At 65.3% G+C, this 14,497-nt stretch carries 14 protein-coding genes; 1 reads left to right on the top strand and 13 read right to left on the bottom strand.

Translation table 11 applies throughout. The features are described 5' to 3' along the window. Nucleotides 1-4: 4 nt before the first annotated feature. The 10 genes from G9408_RS12735 to G9408_RS12690 form a co-directional block, all read right to left on the bottom strand. On the bottom strand, nucleotides 5-1,357 hold the full coding sequence (locus G9408_RS12735) for a TIGR00341 family protein (protein ID WP_168454370.1): 1,353 nt from the start codon (nucleotides 1,355-1,357) through the stop codon (nucleotides 5-7). A gap of 13 nt (nucleotides 1,358-1,370) precedes the next feature. Then, the gene (locus tag G9408_RS12730) at nucleotides 1,371-2,300 is read right to left on the bottom strand and encodes an electron transfer flavoprotein subunit alpha/FixB family protein (protein WP_168454369.1); all 930 of its coding nucleotides are present in this window, start codon (nucleotides 2,298-2,300) and stop codon (nucleotides 1,371-1,373) included. Between the two features lie 117 nt (nucleotides 2,301-2,417). After that, on the bottom strand, nucleotides 2,418-3,167 hold the full coding sequence (locus tag G9408_RS12725; RefSeq protein WP_168454368.1) for an electron transfer flavoprotein subunit beta/FixA family protein: 750 nt from the start codon (nucleotides 3,165-3,167) through the stop codon (nucleotides 2,418-2,420). Nucleotides 3,168-3,435: 268 nt separating this feature from the next. Beyond that, a complete protein-coding gene (gene sucC, locus G9408_RS12720; RefSeq protein ID WP_120217253.1) occupies nucleotides 3,436-4,644 on the bottom strand; it encodes an ADP-forming succinate--CoA ligase subunit beta in 1,209 nt (402 codons plus the stop codon). 215 nt (nucleotides 4,645-4,859) lie between these two features. Further along, nucleotides 4,860-5,165 carry a hypothetical protein gene (locus G9408_RS12715; RefSeq protein WP_168454367.1) on the bottom strand — a complete coding sequence of 102 codons (306 nt, stop codon included), beginning with the start codon at nucleotides 5,163-5,165 and terminating at the stop codon, nucleotides 4,860-4,862. Between the two features lie 6 nt (nucleotides 5,166-5,171). Beyond that, on the bottom strand, nucleotides 5,172-6,329 hold the full coding sequence (locus G9408_RS12710) for a serine hydrolase (protein WP_168454366.1): 1,158 nt from the start codon (nucleotides 6,327-6,329) through the stop codon (nucleotides 5,172-5,174). A gap of 127 nt (nucleotides 6,330-6,456) precedes the next feature. Continuing rightward, on the bottom strand, nucleotides 6,457-7,146 hold the full coding sequence (msrA, locus tag G9408_RS12705; protein ID WP_168454365.1) for a peptide-methionine (S)-S-oxide reductase MsrA: 690 nt from the start codon (nucleotides 7,144-7,146) through the stop codon (nucleotides 6,457-6,459). Nucleotides 7,147-7,569: 423 nt separating this feature from the next. Continuing rightward, nucleotides 7,570-8,781, bottom strand: a complete 1,212-nt coding sequence (locus G9408_RS12700; RefSeq protein WP_168454364.1) for a pyridoxal phosphate-dependent aminotransferase — start codon at nucleotides 8,779-8,781, stop codon at nucleotides 7,570-7,572. A 223-nt stretch (nucleotides 8,782-9,004) separates the two neighbouring features. Then, nucleotides 9,005-10,825: an aminodeoxychorismate synthase component I gene (pabB, locus tag G9408_RS12695; protein WP_210423360.1), complete on the bottom strand. Its 1,821-nt coding sequence runs from the start codon at nucleotides 10,823-10,825 to the stop codon at nucleotides 9,005-9,007. 36 nt (nucleotides 10,826-10,861) lie between these two features. Continuing rightward, the gene (locus G9408_RS12690; RefSeq protein WP_168454363.1) at nucleotides 10,862-11,416 is read right to left on the bottom strand and encodes a hypothetical protein; all 555 of its coding nucleotides are present in this window, start codon (nucleotides 11,414-11,416) and stop codon (nucleotides 10,862-10,864) included. A 134-nt stretch (nucleotides 11,417-11,550) separates the two neighbouring features. Between G9408_RS12690 and G9408_RS12685 the strand changes: the two genes are divergently transcribed. Continuing rightward, nucleotides 11,551-13,221, top strand: coding sequence for a long-chain-fatty-acid--CoA ligase (locus tag G9408_RS12685; RefSeq protein WP_168454362.1), 1,671 nt, complete (start codon nucleotides 11,551-11,553; stop codon nucleotides 13,219-13,221). Here G9408_RS12685 and G9408_RS12680 read toward each other — a convergent pair. From G9408_RS12680 to G9408_RS12670, 3 genes are read right to left on the bottom strand one after another with little or no spacing between them, the layout of a single operon-like run. Beyond that, nucleotides 13,218-13,541: a DUF1971 domain-containing protein gene (locus G9408_RS12680; RefSeq protein ID WP_168454361.1), complete on the bottom strand. Its 324-nt coding sequence runs from the start codon at nucleotides 13,539-13,541 to the stop codon at nucleotides 13,218-13,220. The two genes, G9408_RS12685 and G9408_RS12680, sit on opposite strands and share 4 nt — an antisense overlap. Continuing rightward, a complete protein-coding gene (locus G9408_RS12675) occupies nucleotides 13,538-13,981 on the bottom strand; it encodes a hypothetical protein (RefSeq protein ID WP_168454360.1) in 444 nt (147 codons plus the stop codon). The genes G9408_RS12680 and G9408_RS12675 overlap by 4 nt, the downstream gene beginning before the upstream one ends. Continuing rightward, nucleotides 13,971-14,438 carry a group III truncated hemoglobin gene (locus G9408_RS12670; protein WP_168454359.1) on the bottom strand — a complete coding sequence of 156 codons (468 nt, stop codon included), beginning with the start codon at nucleotides 14,436-14,438 and terminating at the stop codon, nucleotides 13,971-13,973. The genes G9408_RS12675 and G9408_RS12670 overlap by 11 nt, the downstream gene beginning before the upstream one ends. Nucleotides 14,439-14,497 lie beyond the last annotated feature (59 nt).

Genomic DNA, 14,497 nt, shown 5'->3' with positions numbered 1-14,497 from the left:
GGCGCTACTCGGCTACCGCCTCCGCGGCTGGCGGACTCTCGGCCGCCGTCAGGGCGCCATTCTGGATCAGCCATTGCGGAAAATCCGCCTGCACCGACGCGATGATCCGATCGATCGCGGCGGCAACTTGTTCGCCCTCCGCCTCGCGATCGCGCTGGACGACGACGCGGCGCGCCTGCGCGTCGATCAGCACCCGGTCGCGGCGGACCAGTTCGCCAACGGTCAGCCCGGACAGGATATTGCGGCTGTCGGCCTCGCGCTGTTCCAGCGTTGCAATCCGCTGGTTGAGTCGCTCTTCAAACTGCACCGCGGCATTGGTCTGCTGGCGCAGCTGGACGATATTGACGCGCACATCGCGGTCGAGCTCGCTGCGGACGTTACTGGCCAGCCGTTGATTCAGGCGCGCGGCATATTGATCGACCAGCACGACCCCATCGACCGCGATATCGTCATTGTCGACCCGCACGGTCAGCGTATCGATCCGGTCGCCGTCGCCCAGCAGGCCATCCAGCTTCGCCTGCACCGTCGTGCGCGCGCGCAGTTCGCGGGCGATATTGTTCAGCGACAGCGCCAGCGGGATCGACAATATGCCCAGCGTGACGATGATCCCGATCACCTGCATCGCGGTATGTTGCGGGGTCAGCGACGGCCCGAAACGGTTGAGCCGCGCCACGGCGGTGGCGGCAAAGGCGATCGCCAGCGTGTTGGTCAGGAACAGCAGCGCGGCGCCCAGCGCAAAGTCGAAGCGGCCGGTGGCCAGCCCGAAACCGACGGTCGACAGCGGCGGCACCAGCGCGGTCGCGATCGCGACCCCGACCATCACCCCCGACAGCTTGCGCATGATCGCATAGACGCCCGCAATACCGCCGACGACCGCGACGCCGAGGTCGAGCAGGGTTGGCTGCGTCCGCGCGCGCAGTTCGGACGTGACGTCCTGGATCGGCGACATCCAGATGATCAGCATCGCGACGATGATCGCGACCGCCATGCCCGCGGCCATCGTCACCAGCGACCGTTTGATCAGATTGGTTTCGAGCGTCGCCAGCCCGAAGCCGACGCCCATGATTGGGCCGAGCAGCGGCGACACCAGCATCGCCCCGATCACCACCGCCGCCGAGCTTTGCAGCAGGCCCAGCGTGGCGATCGCCGACGATAGCGTGATGAGCAGCAGGAATTTCTTGTCGAGCCGTGCATCGCGCGCGACGCTGGCCAGCGTCAGCGACCGGCCGTGGGTTTCGTCCTCGGCGGACGGATCTTCGTCGTCGAAACCGCCCGGCGCGGCGCGCGTGGACCGGCGACCCCCTGCATTAAACGGGGCGTCGCCGAGTCCAGGCACTCCGGGATGGTCGCCGGCCATCGGCAGGGCCGTTTTAGATCTTGCCGGTCAGTTCGGGGACGGCGCTGAACAGATCGGCGACGAGGCCGAAGTCGGCGACTTGGAAGATCGGGGCGTCCTCGTCCTTGTTGATCGCGACGATGGTCTTCGAATCCTTCATCCCGGCAAGATGCTGGATCGCGCCCGAGATGCCGATCGCGAAATAGACCTGCGGCGCGACGATCTTGCCCGTCTGGCCGACCTGATAGTCGTTGGGGACGTAGCCCGCGTCGACCGCGGCGCGCGAGGCACCGAGCGCGGCGCCGAGCTTGTCGGCGAGCGGCACGATGACTTCTTCGTACTTTTCGCTCGAACCGAGCGCACGGCCACCCGACACGATGATCTTCGCCGAAGTGAGTTCGGGGCGGTCCTGCTTGGCGATTTCGGCGCCGACGAAGCTCGAGATGCCGGCATCGCTGCCCGCACCCACGGCTTCGACCGTACCCGAACCGCCCGAGGTCGCGGCCTTGTCGAACGCGGTGCCGCGCACGGTCAGGACCAGCTTCGCATCAGACGATTCGACAGTCGCAATCGCGTTGCCGGCGTAGATCGGGCGGGTGAAGGTCTTCGGACCCTCGACCGACAGGATTTCCGAAATCTGCATCACGTCGAGCAGCGCGGCAACGCGCGGCGCAATATTCTTGCCGGTGGTCGTCGCGGGCGCGAGGAACGCATCGTGCGAGGCCATCAGCTCGGCAATCAGCGGCGCGACATTTTCGGGCAGATTATGACCGAAGGCGGCGTTGTCGGCGACGTGGACCTTGCCCACACCGGCGATCTGCGCGGCTTCCTTGGCCACCGCATCGACGCCCGAACCGGCGACGAGCAGATGAACCTCGCCCAGCTTCGATGCAGCGGTCACGACCGCAAGCGTGGCGTCCTTGACCGACGAACCATCATGTTCGACCCAAACCAGAGTTTTCATAATCTTGTTCCTTCATCCCTTCCCGTTCGCATCGAGCGAAGTCGAGATGCCCCTCGGCTTGACGCTCTCACGATGGGTGTCTCGACTTCGCTCGACACGAACGGGGGTCGAAATCAATCAGCTGTGGACGCCGATCGCCTTCAGCTTGGCGACCAGATCATCGACATCGGCGACCTTGACACCCGCCGAGCGGACGGGCGGTTCCGAAACCTTGACCGTCTTGACGCGCGGCGCGGTATCGACGCCGTAATCGGCCGGGGTCTTGGTATCGAGCGGCTTCGACTTTGCCTTCATGATGTTCGGCAGCGAGGCGTAGCGCGGCTCGTTCAAACGCAGGTCGGTGGTGACGATTGCGGGGAGCTTGAGCTTCACCGTCTCGAGACCGCCGTCGACTTCGCGCGTCACGCTGACATGATCGCCCTCGACATTGACCGCGCTGGCAAAGGTACCCTGCGCCCAGCCGGTGAGGGCTGCGAGCATCTGGCCGGTCTGGTTGTTGTCGCCGTCGATCGCCTGCTTGCCGAGGATCACGAGACCCGGCGCTTCGGCATCGGCAATCGCCTTGAAGATCTTCGCGAGCGCCAGCGGTTCGACTTCGTCATCGGTCTGCACCAGGATCGCGCGGTCGGCGCCCATTGCGAGCGCGGTGCGCAGCGTTTCCTGCGCCTTCGCCGGGCCGACGGACACGGCGACGATCTCGGTCGCAACCCCCTTTTCCTTGAGGCGGATCGCCTCTTCGACCCCGATCTCGTCGAACGGGTTCATCGACATTTTGACGTTCGCAAGGTCAACGCCCGTGCCGTCGGCCTTCACCCGCGGCTTCACGTTGTAATCGAGCACCCGCTTCACGGGGACGAGGATTTTCATGGGCTCAAAGCTCCTCTCAGCAAATTTGTGCACTGCGCCATAATTCGCGCTTACGTAAACGTCAACCTAGTCCCGGCATACCTTCTCCCTTGATGGGAGAAGGATAGGGAGCCTTATCGCCGCAGGCGATTAGGCGAACTTGGATGAGGGTGGGCGGCGCCTTGGCGCCGCGCGAGCCTTCGGCTCGCATACCCCTCACCCAGCTTCGACTAGGCGGCAAGCCGCCAAGTCTTCGCATCCCTCTCCCGGGGGGAGAGGGTGCGCTTTATCACGCGACCGCGCGAACCTCGGCGACAATCTTCTTTGCCGCGTCGCCCAGATCGTTTGCCGCGACGATCGGCAGGCCCGAATTGGCGAGGATGTCCTTGCCCTGCTGGACGTTGGTGCCTTCGAGGCGGACGACCAAAGGCACCGACAGATTCACTTCCTTCGCCGCCGCGACGATGCCGTCGGCGATGATGTCGCACTTCATGATGCCGCCAAAGATGTTGACGAGGATGCCCTTCACCGCGGGATCCTTCAGGATGATCTTGAACGCTGCGGTGACCTTTTCCTTCGAAGCGCCGCCGCCGACGTCAAGGAAGTTGGCAGGGAATTCGCCGTTCAGCTTGATGATGTCCATCGTCGCCATCGCCAACCCTGCGCCGTTCACCATGCAGCCGATGTTGCCGTCGAGCTTGATATAGGCGAGGTCATATTCCGACGCCTCGACCTCGGCGGGGTCTTCTTCGGTCAGGTCGCGCAGCTCGGCAATGTCCTTGTGACGGAACATCGCATTGCCGTCGAAACCGACCTTGGCGTCGAGCACCAGCAACTCGTCGCCATTGGCGCCTTCGCAAACCGCGAGCGGGTTGATTTCGATCTGTTCGGCATCGGTGCCAAGGAACGCGGCGTAGAGCCCCGCCAGAACCTTCGCCGCCTGCTTCGCCAGATCGCCCGACAGGCCGAGCGCCGCGGCGACGCTGCGGCCGTGGTGCGGCATCAGACCGGTCGCGGGATCGATCGTGATCGTGTGGATCTTGTCGGGCGTGTCATGCGCGACGGTTTCGATGTCCATCCCGCCCTCGGTCGAGGCGACGACCGCAATGCGGCTGGTCGCGCGGTCGACGAGGAGCGCGAGGTAAAATTCCTGCTTAATGTCGGCGCCGTCGGTGATGTAGAGGCGGTTGACCTGCTTGCCGGCCTCGCCGGTCTGGATCGTCACCAGCGTGTTGCCCAGCATATCCTTGGCGTGCGCTTCGACCTCTTCGATCGACTTGGCCAGCCGGACGCCGCCCTTTGCATCGGGGCCAAGTTCCTTGAACTTGCCCTTGCCGCGGCCACCGGCGTGGATCTGCGATTTCACGACATAGAGCGGCCCGGGCAGCTGCTTCGCCGCCGCGACGGCTTCCTCGACGCTCATCGCGGCGATGCCCTTGGGCACGGCGACGCCAAATTTCGCGAGCAGTTCTTTCGCCTGATATTCGTGGATGTTCATGAGGTCTGCCGGGCCTTTCGAGTCTTGGGGCGGGGAGAATTGGCGCCGCCTAAGCACAAGTCGGCGGGCAAGGCTAGTCCCGGGGCGGCAAGAGATTCTATCCGCCGCGGCGAGCAAGCTTATCCCTTCGTCATCCCGGCGAAGACCGGGATCTCATCGTTGCGCCCTATCGCGAGGTCGAGATCCCGACCGCCGCCCGGATGACGACAGCGGTTTTAGCGAAAAGCGCAGAGCGCCGCCGAGCTGGTGGTCACCGTCAAAATCTCCGGGTCTTTCAGCGCACGAACCTTGTGGAGGAACTGGTTCAGCGACAAATCGCTCATCCTTTTGTCCTTCAACGTCGACAGCGAACCGAGGCGGCGCAGCTGGAGCAGCGACAGCCGGTCGACCATGCGTTCGGCCATGCATGACGCGATCGGCTGCGACAGCCCGGCGTTGACCAGCCCGGTACGCAGCCGCGCTTCGGGCGTGGCGCAAGCCGCCAAGGCAAACAGCGACAGCGATAGAACAGCAAGGCGCATCAGCGATTATCTTCCATGAAATTCGGCGACCGCGCTCGACACCGCCTGCATCAACGCCATGCGCGCCGGGATCGGCGACGTGGTGGTCCCCATCATGACGACGATGGCATAGCGGGTGCCGTCGGGCGCGGTGGCGATGCCGATATCGTTGTAGCCCGCGGTCATGCCACCCAGATTCTGGCCCGTTCCCGTCTTGTGCATGAATTTCCAGCCCGGTGGCAGCCCGGCCTTGAGCCGCTTCGGCCCGCTCTTCGTACGGCTCATCACATCCAGAAGATATTCGGTCGATTCGGGCGAGAGCAACGTCCCGCGCGCCAGCCGGGTGAGCGCACTGGCGATCGCCGTCGGGCTTGCCCCGTCGATCGGATTGGCGAGATAATTGTCCATCGCCGCACGGCGCGTCGCCGGCGCCAGCGCGCCGCGCGCGGTTTCGAAATTGCGCCCGACCGAATAGCTTTGCTGCCAGCCCATCCCGGCAATCCCGCTTTGCAGCAAGCGTTCACCGGGGCCGAAGCGGATCGCGCCCAGATCCTTCTTCGCCATATAGGCGCGCACCGCACCCGGACCGCCGACCGTGCGCAGCACGCTGTCGTTCGCGGTATTGTCGCTTTGGGTGATCGCGGTTTCAATGAGCTGTCGAAGCGTCATAGTGACCGAACCCTGGGCGCGGACACGCGCCGCGAGCGGCTGGTAAAACAGCGTCAGATCCTCGGGGCCGATCCGCACCTGCTGGTCGAGCCGCACCCGGCCCTGATCGACGGCATCGAGCGCGGTCAGCGCCACCCACAATTTCGATACGCTCTGCTGGGGGAACAGCTCGCCACCGCGCTCGGCAATCGCCCATTCGCCGTCGATGCGCTGGACCGCGATCCCGGTCTTGCCCGGAAAGCCGCGCCACAGGAAATTGATACGTTCGGCAAGCCCTGCGGGCGGACGGCGAAAGCCGGGATCGAGCGGACCCGCGGGGCGCGGCATCGTCGATCGCACCGGCTGGCCGATCGGCACGGTTACCGATCCCGCCGGTCGCGGCGTGGCCGCCGGGCGCGGTGTGGCGGCCTGGGTCCGCGGCGTCGGGACCACCGCCGCGCTGCTGACGCAACCGGCGAGCACCGCGGCGCTCATCGTCATGGCGAGAAGCGGCCGACCCGAGAACGCAAACTTCATGAAAACCCCGCAACCTGCGACTTGTACAAAATCCCCGAACCAACTGGTCTCGCAGGCGGGCAAGGGGGGCTAGTCGTTTGCGACGAATGATTCCTCCCGCGCGACGAGTGGCGGAACCACGGGGACGTCAGGGCGCGGGGGTGGCGCGCACCATGGCCGGAAACAACCGCTTGAACGCCGCCAGCTTGGGCGCATCCCAGCGCATGATATAGCCGTTCGACGGGTTGCGGCGCATGAAATCCTGATGATTGGGCTCGGCGCGATAGAAACGCTTGTAGCTTTCGACCGGGACCACGATCGGCCGCGCAAAATATTTGCCCTTGCCGATCTGCGCCAGATAAGCGGTCGCGACCTGGCGCTGGGTCGCATCGAGCGGGACGATCGCGGCACGATATTGCGATCCCACGTCAGGCCCCTGACGGTTCTTCAAGGTCGGGTCGGCGATCACCGAAAATAGCACGCGCAGCAAGCTGCCATAGCTGACCTGCGTTGGATCGTAGACGATCCGCACCGCTTCGGCATGGCCCGACTTGCCGTCGTGGGTCAGTTCATATTTCGCGGTCGCGGCACTGCCGCCATGATAGCCCGATTCGACCGAGATCACGCCTTTGACGTTGGCAAACACGCCCTCGACGCCCCAGAAACAGCCGCCCGCCAGCACGGCGGTGGCACGCTTGCCCTTGACCGCAGGGTCGACGACAGCGGCGGGTAGTTTGACGACGCTTTCGGCCTGCGCCGGGGCGCATTGGGCGACGAGCGCGCCCGCTGCAAGCGCCGCAACGATCCGATGGAAGGGTACGCCGCCCGCTTGCTTCATGCCGGGATGGGCAACGCAGGCTGATTCAGCACGATGTAGGTGGCGCCGATCGCAAAGCCGGCGAGCATCGACAAAAACCAGTCGGAGCGGAAAAGGTTGAGCATGGGGAGCCTCTTTTTTCATTTATAGCGTTCGCGGCCAACGCCGCTTTGGTTACACCGACGATATGGCGCGCCCCGACCAGCCGTGCAGTGATGTCCGTCACCCTAAACAGGATGGCTTACTATCCGGTGAACCGGGTGCTTAACCGCCGTTCAGGTGCAGATAGGCTCCGCCACCGGCATTACAAGACCGGTCGGTACATAAATGCGTCCACATTCTATCACCGTCACCCCGGCGAAGGCCGGGGTCTCGCCCTAACGGCCCACTATTACCGCAGATGTCGAGATCCCGGCCTTCGCCGGGATGACGAAAAGGGTAGCGTCAGCGCAGCGCGGCGCACGCCTGCTGGATCCGCACGCACGCTTCCTTGAGCACCGCTTCCGACGTCGCATAGGAGACGCGGAACGCGGGCGACAGGCCAAAGGCGGCGCCATGCACCGCCGCGACCTTGGCGCTGTCGAGGAAATAGTCGATCAGCGCTTCGTCGCTGTCGATCAGCTTGCCGTCGGGCGTCGTCTTGCCGATGCAGCCGCTGGCGTCGGGATAGACGTAAAAGGCGCCGTCGGGGGTCGGGCAATTGAGGCCCGGCGCGTCGTTGAGCATCGCGACCACCATGTCGCGGCGTTTCTTGAACGCCGCATTGCGGTCGTCGAGGAACTGCTGCGGCCCGCCGAGTGCGGCGGCGGCGGCGGCCTGCGCGATCGAACAGGGGTTCGACGTCGATTGCGACTGCAATTTACCCATCGCCTTGATCAGCCAGGCCGGACCGCCCGCGTAACCGATGCGCCAGCCGGTCATCGCATAGGCTTTCGAACAGCCGTTCACGGTCAGGATGCGGTCGATCAGGTCGGGGCAACGCTGGGCAAAGGTCGAAAATTCGAAATCGGCGTACCAGACATGCTCGTACATATCGTCGGTCATCACCATCACATGCGGGTGGCGGCGGATGACTTCGCCCAGCGCGTCGAGTTCCTCACCCGAATAGGCGGCGCCCGACGGGTTCGACGGCGAATTGAGCATCACCCAACGCGTTTTCGGGGTGATGGCGGCGTCGAGCTGCGCCGGGGTGATCTTGTAATTCTGCGCCGCGCTGCCCTCGATGACCACGGGCTTGCCGCCCGCGAAAGCGACAATATCGGGATAGCTCACCCAATAGGGCGCGGGGATGATGACCTCGTCGCCCTTGTCGACGGTCGCGACCAGCGCGTTGAACAGTGTGTGCTTGCCGCCGACGTTGACCGAAATCTGGTCGAGCCCGAAATCGAGCCCGTTGTCGCGGCGGAACTTGCCGCGGATCGCTTCCTTCAGCGCCACCGTGCCATCGACCAAAGTATATTTGGTCTGGCCATTACGGATTGCCTCGATCGCGGCTTCCTTGACGAAATCGGGGGTATCGAAATCGGGTTCGCCCGCGCTGAGGCCAATCACATCGACGCCCGCGGCTTTCAGCGCCGACACGCGCGCGGTCATCGCGAGCGTCGCCGAGGGCTGGATACGGTTGAGGGCAGCGGAGATATGCGGCTTCAGCGACATCAGACTTCTTTCCGTGGCTTGCGCGGACAGGCGGCGATTTGACAGGAAATTGCGCGGGGCCGCGCCTAAAGCCTCCGCCCCGAATTCGCAAGCGCGCTGGTTGATAATTTACCTATGCACTACTCAAGATGCGGTCATCCCGGCGAAGGCCGGGATCTCGCCCTAGCTACCTGACGCACCGGCGAGACCCCGGCCTGCGCCGGGGTGACGGCAAATGGAAACGTCAGGTCGAGTCGACCAGCCGCGCCGGGATGAGCCCGCGCAGCGAATTGCCGATAAAGAAGCCGTTCGCCAGATCGGCCAGTCGCAGATGCGATTCGACCGCGCGCCCCTTGTCGATCAGCTCGGCGCGCAGCACGCCGGGAAGCAGCCCCAATGCCAGCGGCGGGGTCAGCAGCTGGCCGTCGCGTTCGACAAAGATATTGCTCCAGCTGCCCTCGGTGACAAAACCCGGTTCGTCGACAAACACGACCTCGACGGCGCCGCTTTCCTTGCGTGCATCGTCATAGGCGGCACGCTGGCTGGTTTTGTGATTCAGGCGGAAATCGTCAGCCGCCAGTGGCGCCGGGCACACTGCCACCGGCACCGGCAGTTCGGCCAGTCGCGGCAGCGGCGACACCTCGACCGCCAGCGCGCCCGACGGCGCCAGCCGCATCCGCACCCGCGCCGCGCTGCGCAAGCGAAAGGTCGCCGATTGCAGGCTGTTGCGCGCGCCGTGCCGGTCGAACCGGAAGCCCAGCGTTTCGGCGCTCGCCTTCATCCGCGCCAAATGCCCTTCCAGCCGCTGAACCCCTTCGACGGGATCAAAGAACATGGTTTCGATCAGGTCGAAATGCGCCCCCGCTGCCCCCACAAACTCCCCCTTTGCCAGACATTCACGCCATTCGTCAGCCGGCCCGCTGTCGGCAACAATTCCCGAACCCAATCCCAGCGTGGCGCGATTTGCGCCTTCTGGCAAGCCATTGGCGCGGGGAAACACCAGCGTGCGGATCGCCACATTGAACGCCGCGTCGCCGCCCGGTTCGATAAAGCCGATCGACCCGGTGTACAGCCCGCGTGCACCCACCTCCAATTCGTCGATGATCTCCATCGCCCGGACCTTGGGGGCGCCGGTGATCGACCCGCACGGAAAGGCGGCACGCAGCACATCGACCGCGCCAATGCCTTCGGGAAGGCGCGCGCTGACGTCGGACACCAGCTGGTGGATCGTCGGAAAGCTTTCGACGCGAAACAGGTCGGGGACCGCCACCGAACCCGGCACCGCGACGCGCGACAGATCGTTGCGGATCAGATCGACGATCATCAGGTTTTCGGCGCGTTGCTTGGGATCCTCGGCCAGCGTGCGCGCCGCCGCCGCGTCGGCATCGGCATCGGGCAGCCTTGCCGCGGTGCCCTTCATCGGCCGCGCCATCACCTGGCCGTCGCGCAGCGCGAAGAACAGCTCGGGCGAATGCGACACGATCGCACGGTCGCCGGTCCAGATCACCCCGCCATAGCCCGCGCGCGCCGTCTGCCGCAGCCGCGCATGGATCGCCAGTGGATTGCCCAGCACCGGCACGTCGGCGCGAAAGGTCAGGTTCGCCTGATAAATGTCGCCCGCGGCGATATAGGCGAGCACCGCTTCGACCGCCGCGATATAGTCGGCGCGCGCCACCCGCGGCGCCATCGCGCCGATCCAGGCGCTGGCGGGATCAGGCAGCCGCCCCGGCACTTCATCGGCATCGATCCGTTCGACCGTCTCGAACAATCCGAACCAGCCGAGCGGCCCGTCGCTCGCGCCCTCAACCTGCGGTCCCCGCCACGCGGTGCTGAGCCCCTGCCCGGCTTCATACGTCAGATAACCGGCGGCATAGAGACCCCGCGCCGTCGCGCGCTCGATCGCGCCCAGCAGCGCCGGGACGTCATGCGGCTTTTCGGCGGTCAATAGATCGACCGGATTGGTGAACAGCCGCGCCGGCGCGGCGCCGCGCGTCCGGGCATCGTCGAGCAGCACGAACGGCGACGCGCCGACACCCGGCGTGGGGATGGCAGCACTATCCGGCATCGGCGCCCGGCCAATCGCAGCTATGGGCGATCGGCGTCAGCGTTCGCGGCGCATGCGGAACGGCCGCTGTCCCTCGATCTTGGCAAAATAGCTGCCCATCGCCGCCGCCTTGATGTTGATCTTGTCGCCGACGCGCGGTTCGCGGACCGATCCGACGCCGTCGATCTGCACCCACACCGCGCCGCCCTCGACCGTCAGCCGATATTTGCCCGATCGATCCATCGACACCGATTCGATCGTCGTGTCGATCGCGGTGATCTTGTCTTCGTCTCTATCGTCGTCATCATCGCCGCCGAACAGGCTACCAAGATTGGGCAGCGAAAAGCCGAACAGCCCACGCCGCGCCTTTTTCATCGTCGCGCGGTCGGCAAAGGTGATCTCGCGCGCCGTATCGGCAGCCGACAGTTCGCCGACCTCGCGGTCGAAACAGGCCAGCCGCGCCGCTGCATCGGCGATGTCACGGCAGGCGTAAAGTTCCTGGATCTGCGCCGGGCGCGGCGGCGGCGCCTTGTCCTTCGCGGCCGCAGGCAGCGCCGCGGCACCGGCAAGGATGGCGAGTGATACGGCAATGCGCGACGACAGCTGCAACATGGCAAAACCCCTGGCGAGAAAGATGGCCCTGCCTAGCGGCGCCGACCGCGCGCCGCAAGCACGCCCGGTTGCGATGTCGGCTTACTGACCCTAGTGTCAGGAATGCCAACAGGATGAGAGGATTTTTACCGGCGATGCCTAGCGAATATTCCTGGTCGACCGACTATCAGCATCCGACGGCCTGGGATCAGACATTCGCGCCGCTTTCGCTTCCCGAAATGCTCGCCGCCAGCGTGGCGCGGCGCGGGGATGCCGCCATGCTCGACTTCATGGGTCGCCGCTTCAGCTATGCCGAGGTCGCCCGCGGTGCCGCGCGGGTCGCGCGCGGGCTGCAACAACTGGGGATCGGCAAGGGCAGCCGGGTCGGGCTGTTCCTGCCCAATGTGCCGCACTATGTCGCAGCCTATTATGGCGCGCTGGCAATCGGCGCGACGGTGGTCAATTTCTCGCCGCTGTACACGGCGCGCGAGCTCGAGGATCAGGTCGAGGATTCGGGGACCGATACGCTGTTCACCGTCAGCGCCGCGGCGCTGCTGCCGACCGCGTTGAAAGTCCTCGACGGGTCGAGCCTCCAGCGGCTCGTCGTCGGCTCGGTCGCGGGCGGCCTCTCCGCCGCGAAGTCCGCGCTCTACCGATTGTTCAAGCGCGCCGAGATCGCGCCCCTGCCCACCGATCCGCGCATCGTCCGATTTTCGGCGCTGATCGCCAACGGCGGTCGCCCCGATCCGGTCGCGATCGATCCCGAGCGCGACATCGCGCTGATCCAATATACCGGCGGCACCACCGGTACGCCCAAGGGCGCGAAGCTGACGCACCAGAATCTGACCGCCAACGCGCGGCAGGTGAATGCCATCGATCCAGACCATCAGGCCGACGACCGCATCCTCGGCGTCCTTCCCTTCTTTCACGTCTTTGCCAACACCTGCGTACTCAACCGCACTGTCCTCAACGGCGGCACGATCACCATGCTGCCGCGCTTCGACGCCAGACAGGCGCTCGCCGCGATCACCCGGACGCGGACGACGGCGCTCCCCGGGGTGCCGACGATGTATCAGGCGCTGCTCGACCATCCCGACCTCGCCAAGACCGACTTCTCTTCGCTGCGCATCTGCATCTCGGGCGGCGCGCCGATGCCCGCCGAGCTACGCGAAAAATTCACCGCGGCGACCGGCGCCTCGCTGGTCGAGGGCTATGGCCTCACCGAAAGTTCGGGGGTGGTCGCGACCAACCCCTATGACGGCCCGGTCCGCCCCGGCACGATCGGCCAGCCGCTCCCCGCGACGCACATCCGCCTGCTCGACAAGGAAGACCCGTCGAAGGACGCACCCGACGGCGAGCCCGGCGAGCTCGCAGTCAAGGGGCCGCAGATCATGCAGGGCTATTGGAATCGCCCAGACGCCGATCTCGACAGCTTCACCGCCGACGGCTGGCTGCGCACCGGCGACGTCGCGGTGGTCGAGGACGGCGGCTATATCCGCATCGTCGACCGGCTGAAGGACATGATCGCAGTCGGCGGCTTCAAAGTCTATCCAAGCGTGATCGAGGCGCATCTCTACGAGCATCCCGCGGTCAAGGAAGCGATCGTACTCGGCGTTCCCGACGCCTATCGCGGCGAAGCGCCCAAGGCCTTTGTCACGCTCGAGGAAGGATATGACGTGTCGGGCGAAGCACTAGCCGCCTGGCTCAACCCGCAGCTCGGCAAGCATGAGCGCGTGATCGCGGTCGAAGTGCGCCTGAACCTGCCCAAGACGATGATCGGCAAGCTCGACCGCAAGGCGCTGCGCGCCGAAGAGGGCGCCGGCTAAGAACTAGCCACGAAGGGTTCCTCCGCCGATCGTATCGATTGGCGGTAGAGCCCAATCGCCAGCATGAATTCGCTGTCGACGGCGAGGTGGTGGCGCCGTTCAGGGGGAATCACGATGCTGTCACCCGCGTCAAGACGGATCGGCCCGTCGGGCGCATCCTCCCAGACAAAGCCGACCGAACCGGCCTCGACCGCCAGCACGCCCCAGCATCCCTGCTTCAGCGCGTGCGCGCGGAGCAAACCGAGCGGCAGCGTCGCCGCAGTAAAGGGGCCAAGCCGCCGATAGGCTTCGCAATCATCCGGCAAGCGCGTGGCCGTCATCCCACCGTCGCCCGGATCACCGCAATGATGACCCCGAACAGGGCAAGACAGACCGGAATGGTCAGGATCTGCCCCGCGACCGCGCCCGGCGACATCGGGCCGGTCCACGTATCGAGGTCGCCGCGCACAGCGATCTGGTCAGGCCGCGCGGCATGGCCGTCGAGGCCGATCAACACCCCGCTCAATCCGAAATAGAGGATGGTGTAGCCGATGCTGATCGCGATCATGAACAGCGCCTCGCCATCGCGACCGGTGGCATAGAGCAGCCCGCCGAGGAAGATGCCGTAACAGCCGAACATCACCCGCCAGATCGCCGCGGGAACCTGCAACGCATTATGCGCCGGATGAGCCGGGATCGATACCGGTCGATACGCATGCGGGTCGGGCGCGCTCCGTCCCGGCGGGTCGGTCATGGCATAGAGGTTCATTTCATCCAGCATCTTCCAGTCCTTTCAGAGCGTCAGCGTCGGTGCGACCGTCGCGGTGGATGCGAATTCCGGTCAGCAGGCTGTCGGCGATCATCCGCGCCCGCGCGGCGATCAGCTGCGTCGCGCGCGGGTCGCGTTCGAGCCGGTCGAGCGTCGCGCCGAACAGCGCGAGCCAGTGGAGGAAGTCATCGCGCTCGACACCCGGGATCGCGATATGCTTGGCCATCGGATTGCCCCGAAACCCGCCGCTTTCGTGGAGCACCGACGACCAAAAGGCGGTCATGCGATCGAGATGTTCGTCCCAATCGGCAATGCGCGCGGCAAAGATCGGCCCCAGCCGGGCGTCGCTACGGATCGTCGCGTAAAATTCTTCGACCATCTGCCGGATGAAGCCGGGGTCGATTTGCAACGCCTCGGCGGCTTCGCGTTTCGACTGGCGCGCCGCGGTGGCATGGGGACTGGTCGTCATCGGGATCGTTCCGGTGCTAAGTGGTATATGAAATACCCTTTAAAGCGCTTTGCCTTTTA

The organism is Sphingopyxis microcysteis, assembly GCF_012274265.1.
GTDB classification, from domain to species: domain Bacteria; phylum Pseudomonadota; class Alphaproteobacteria; order Sphingomonadales; family Sphingomonadaceae; genus Sphingopyxis; species Sphingopyxis microcysteis.
Note: the sequence above shows the minus strand (reverse complement) of the source record. Positions and strands in the feature narration are given on the sequence as shown.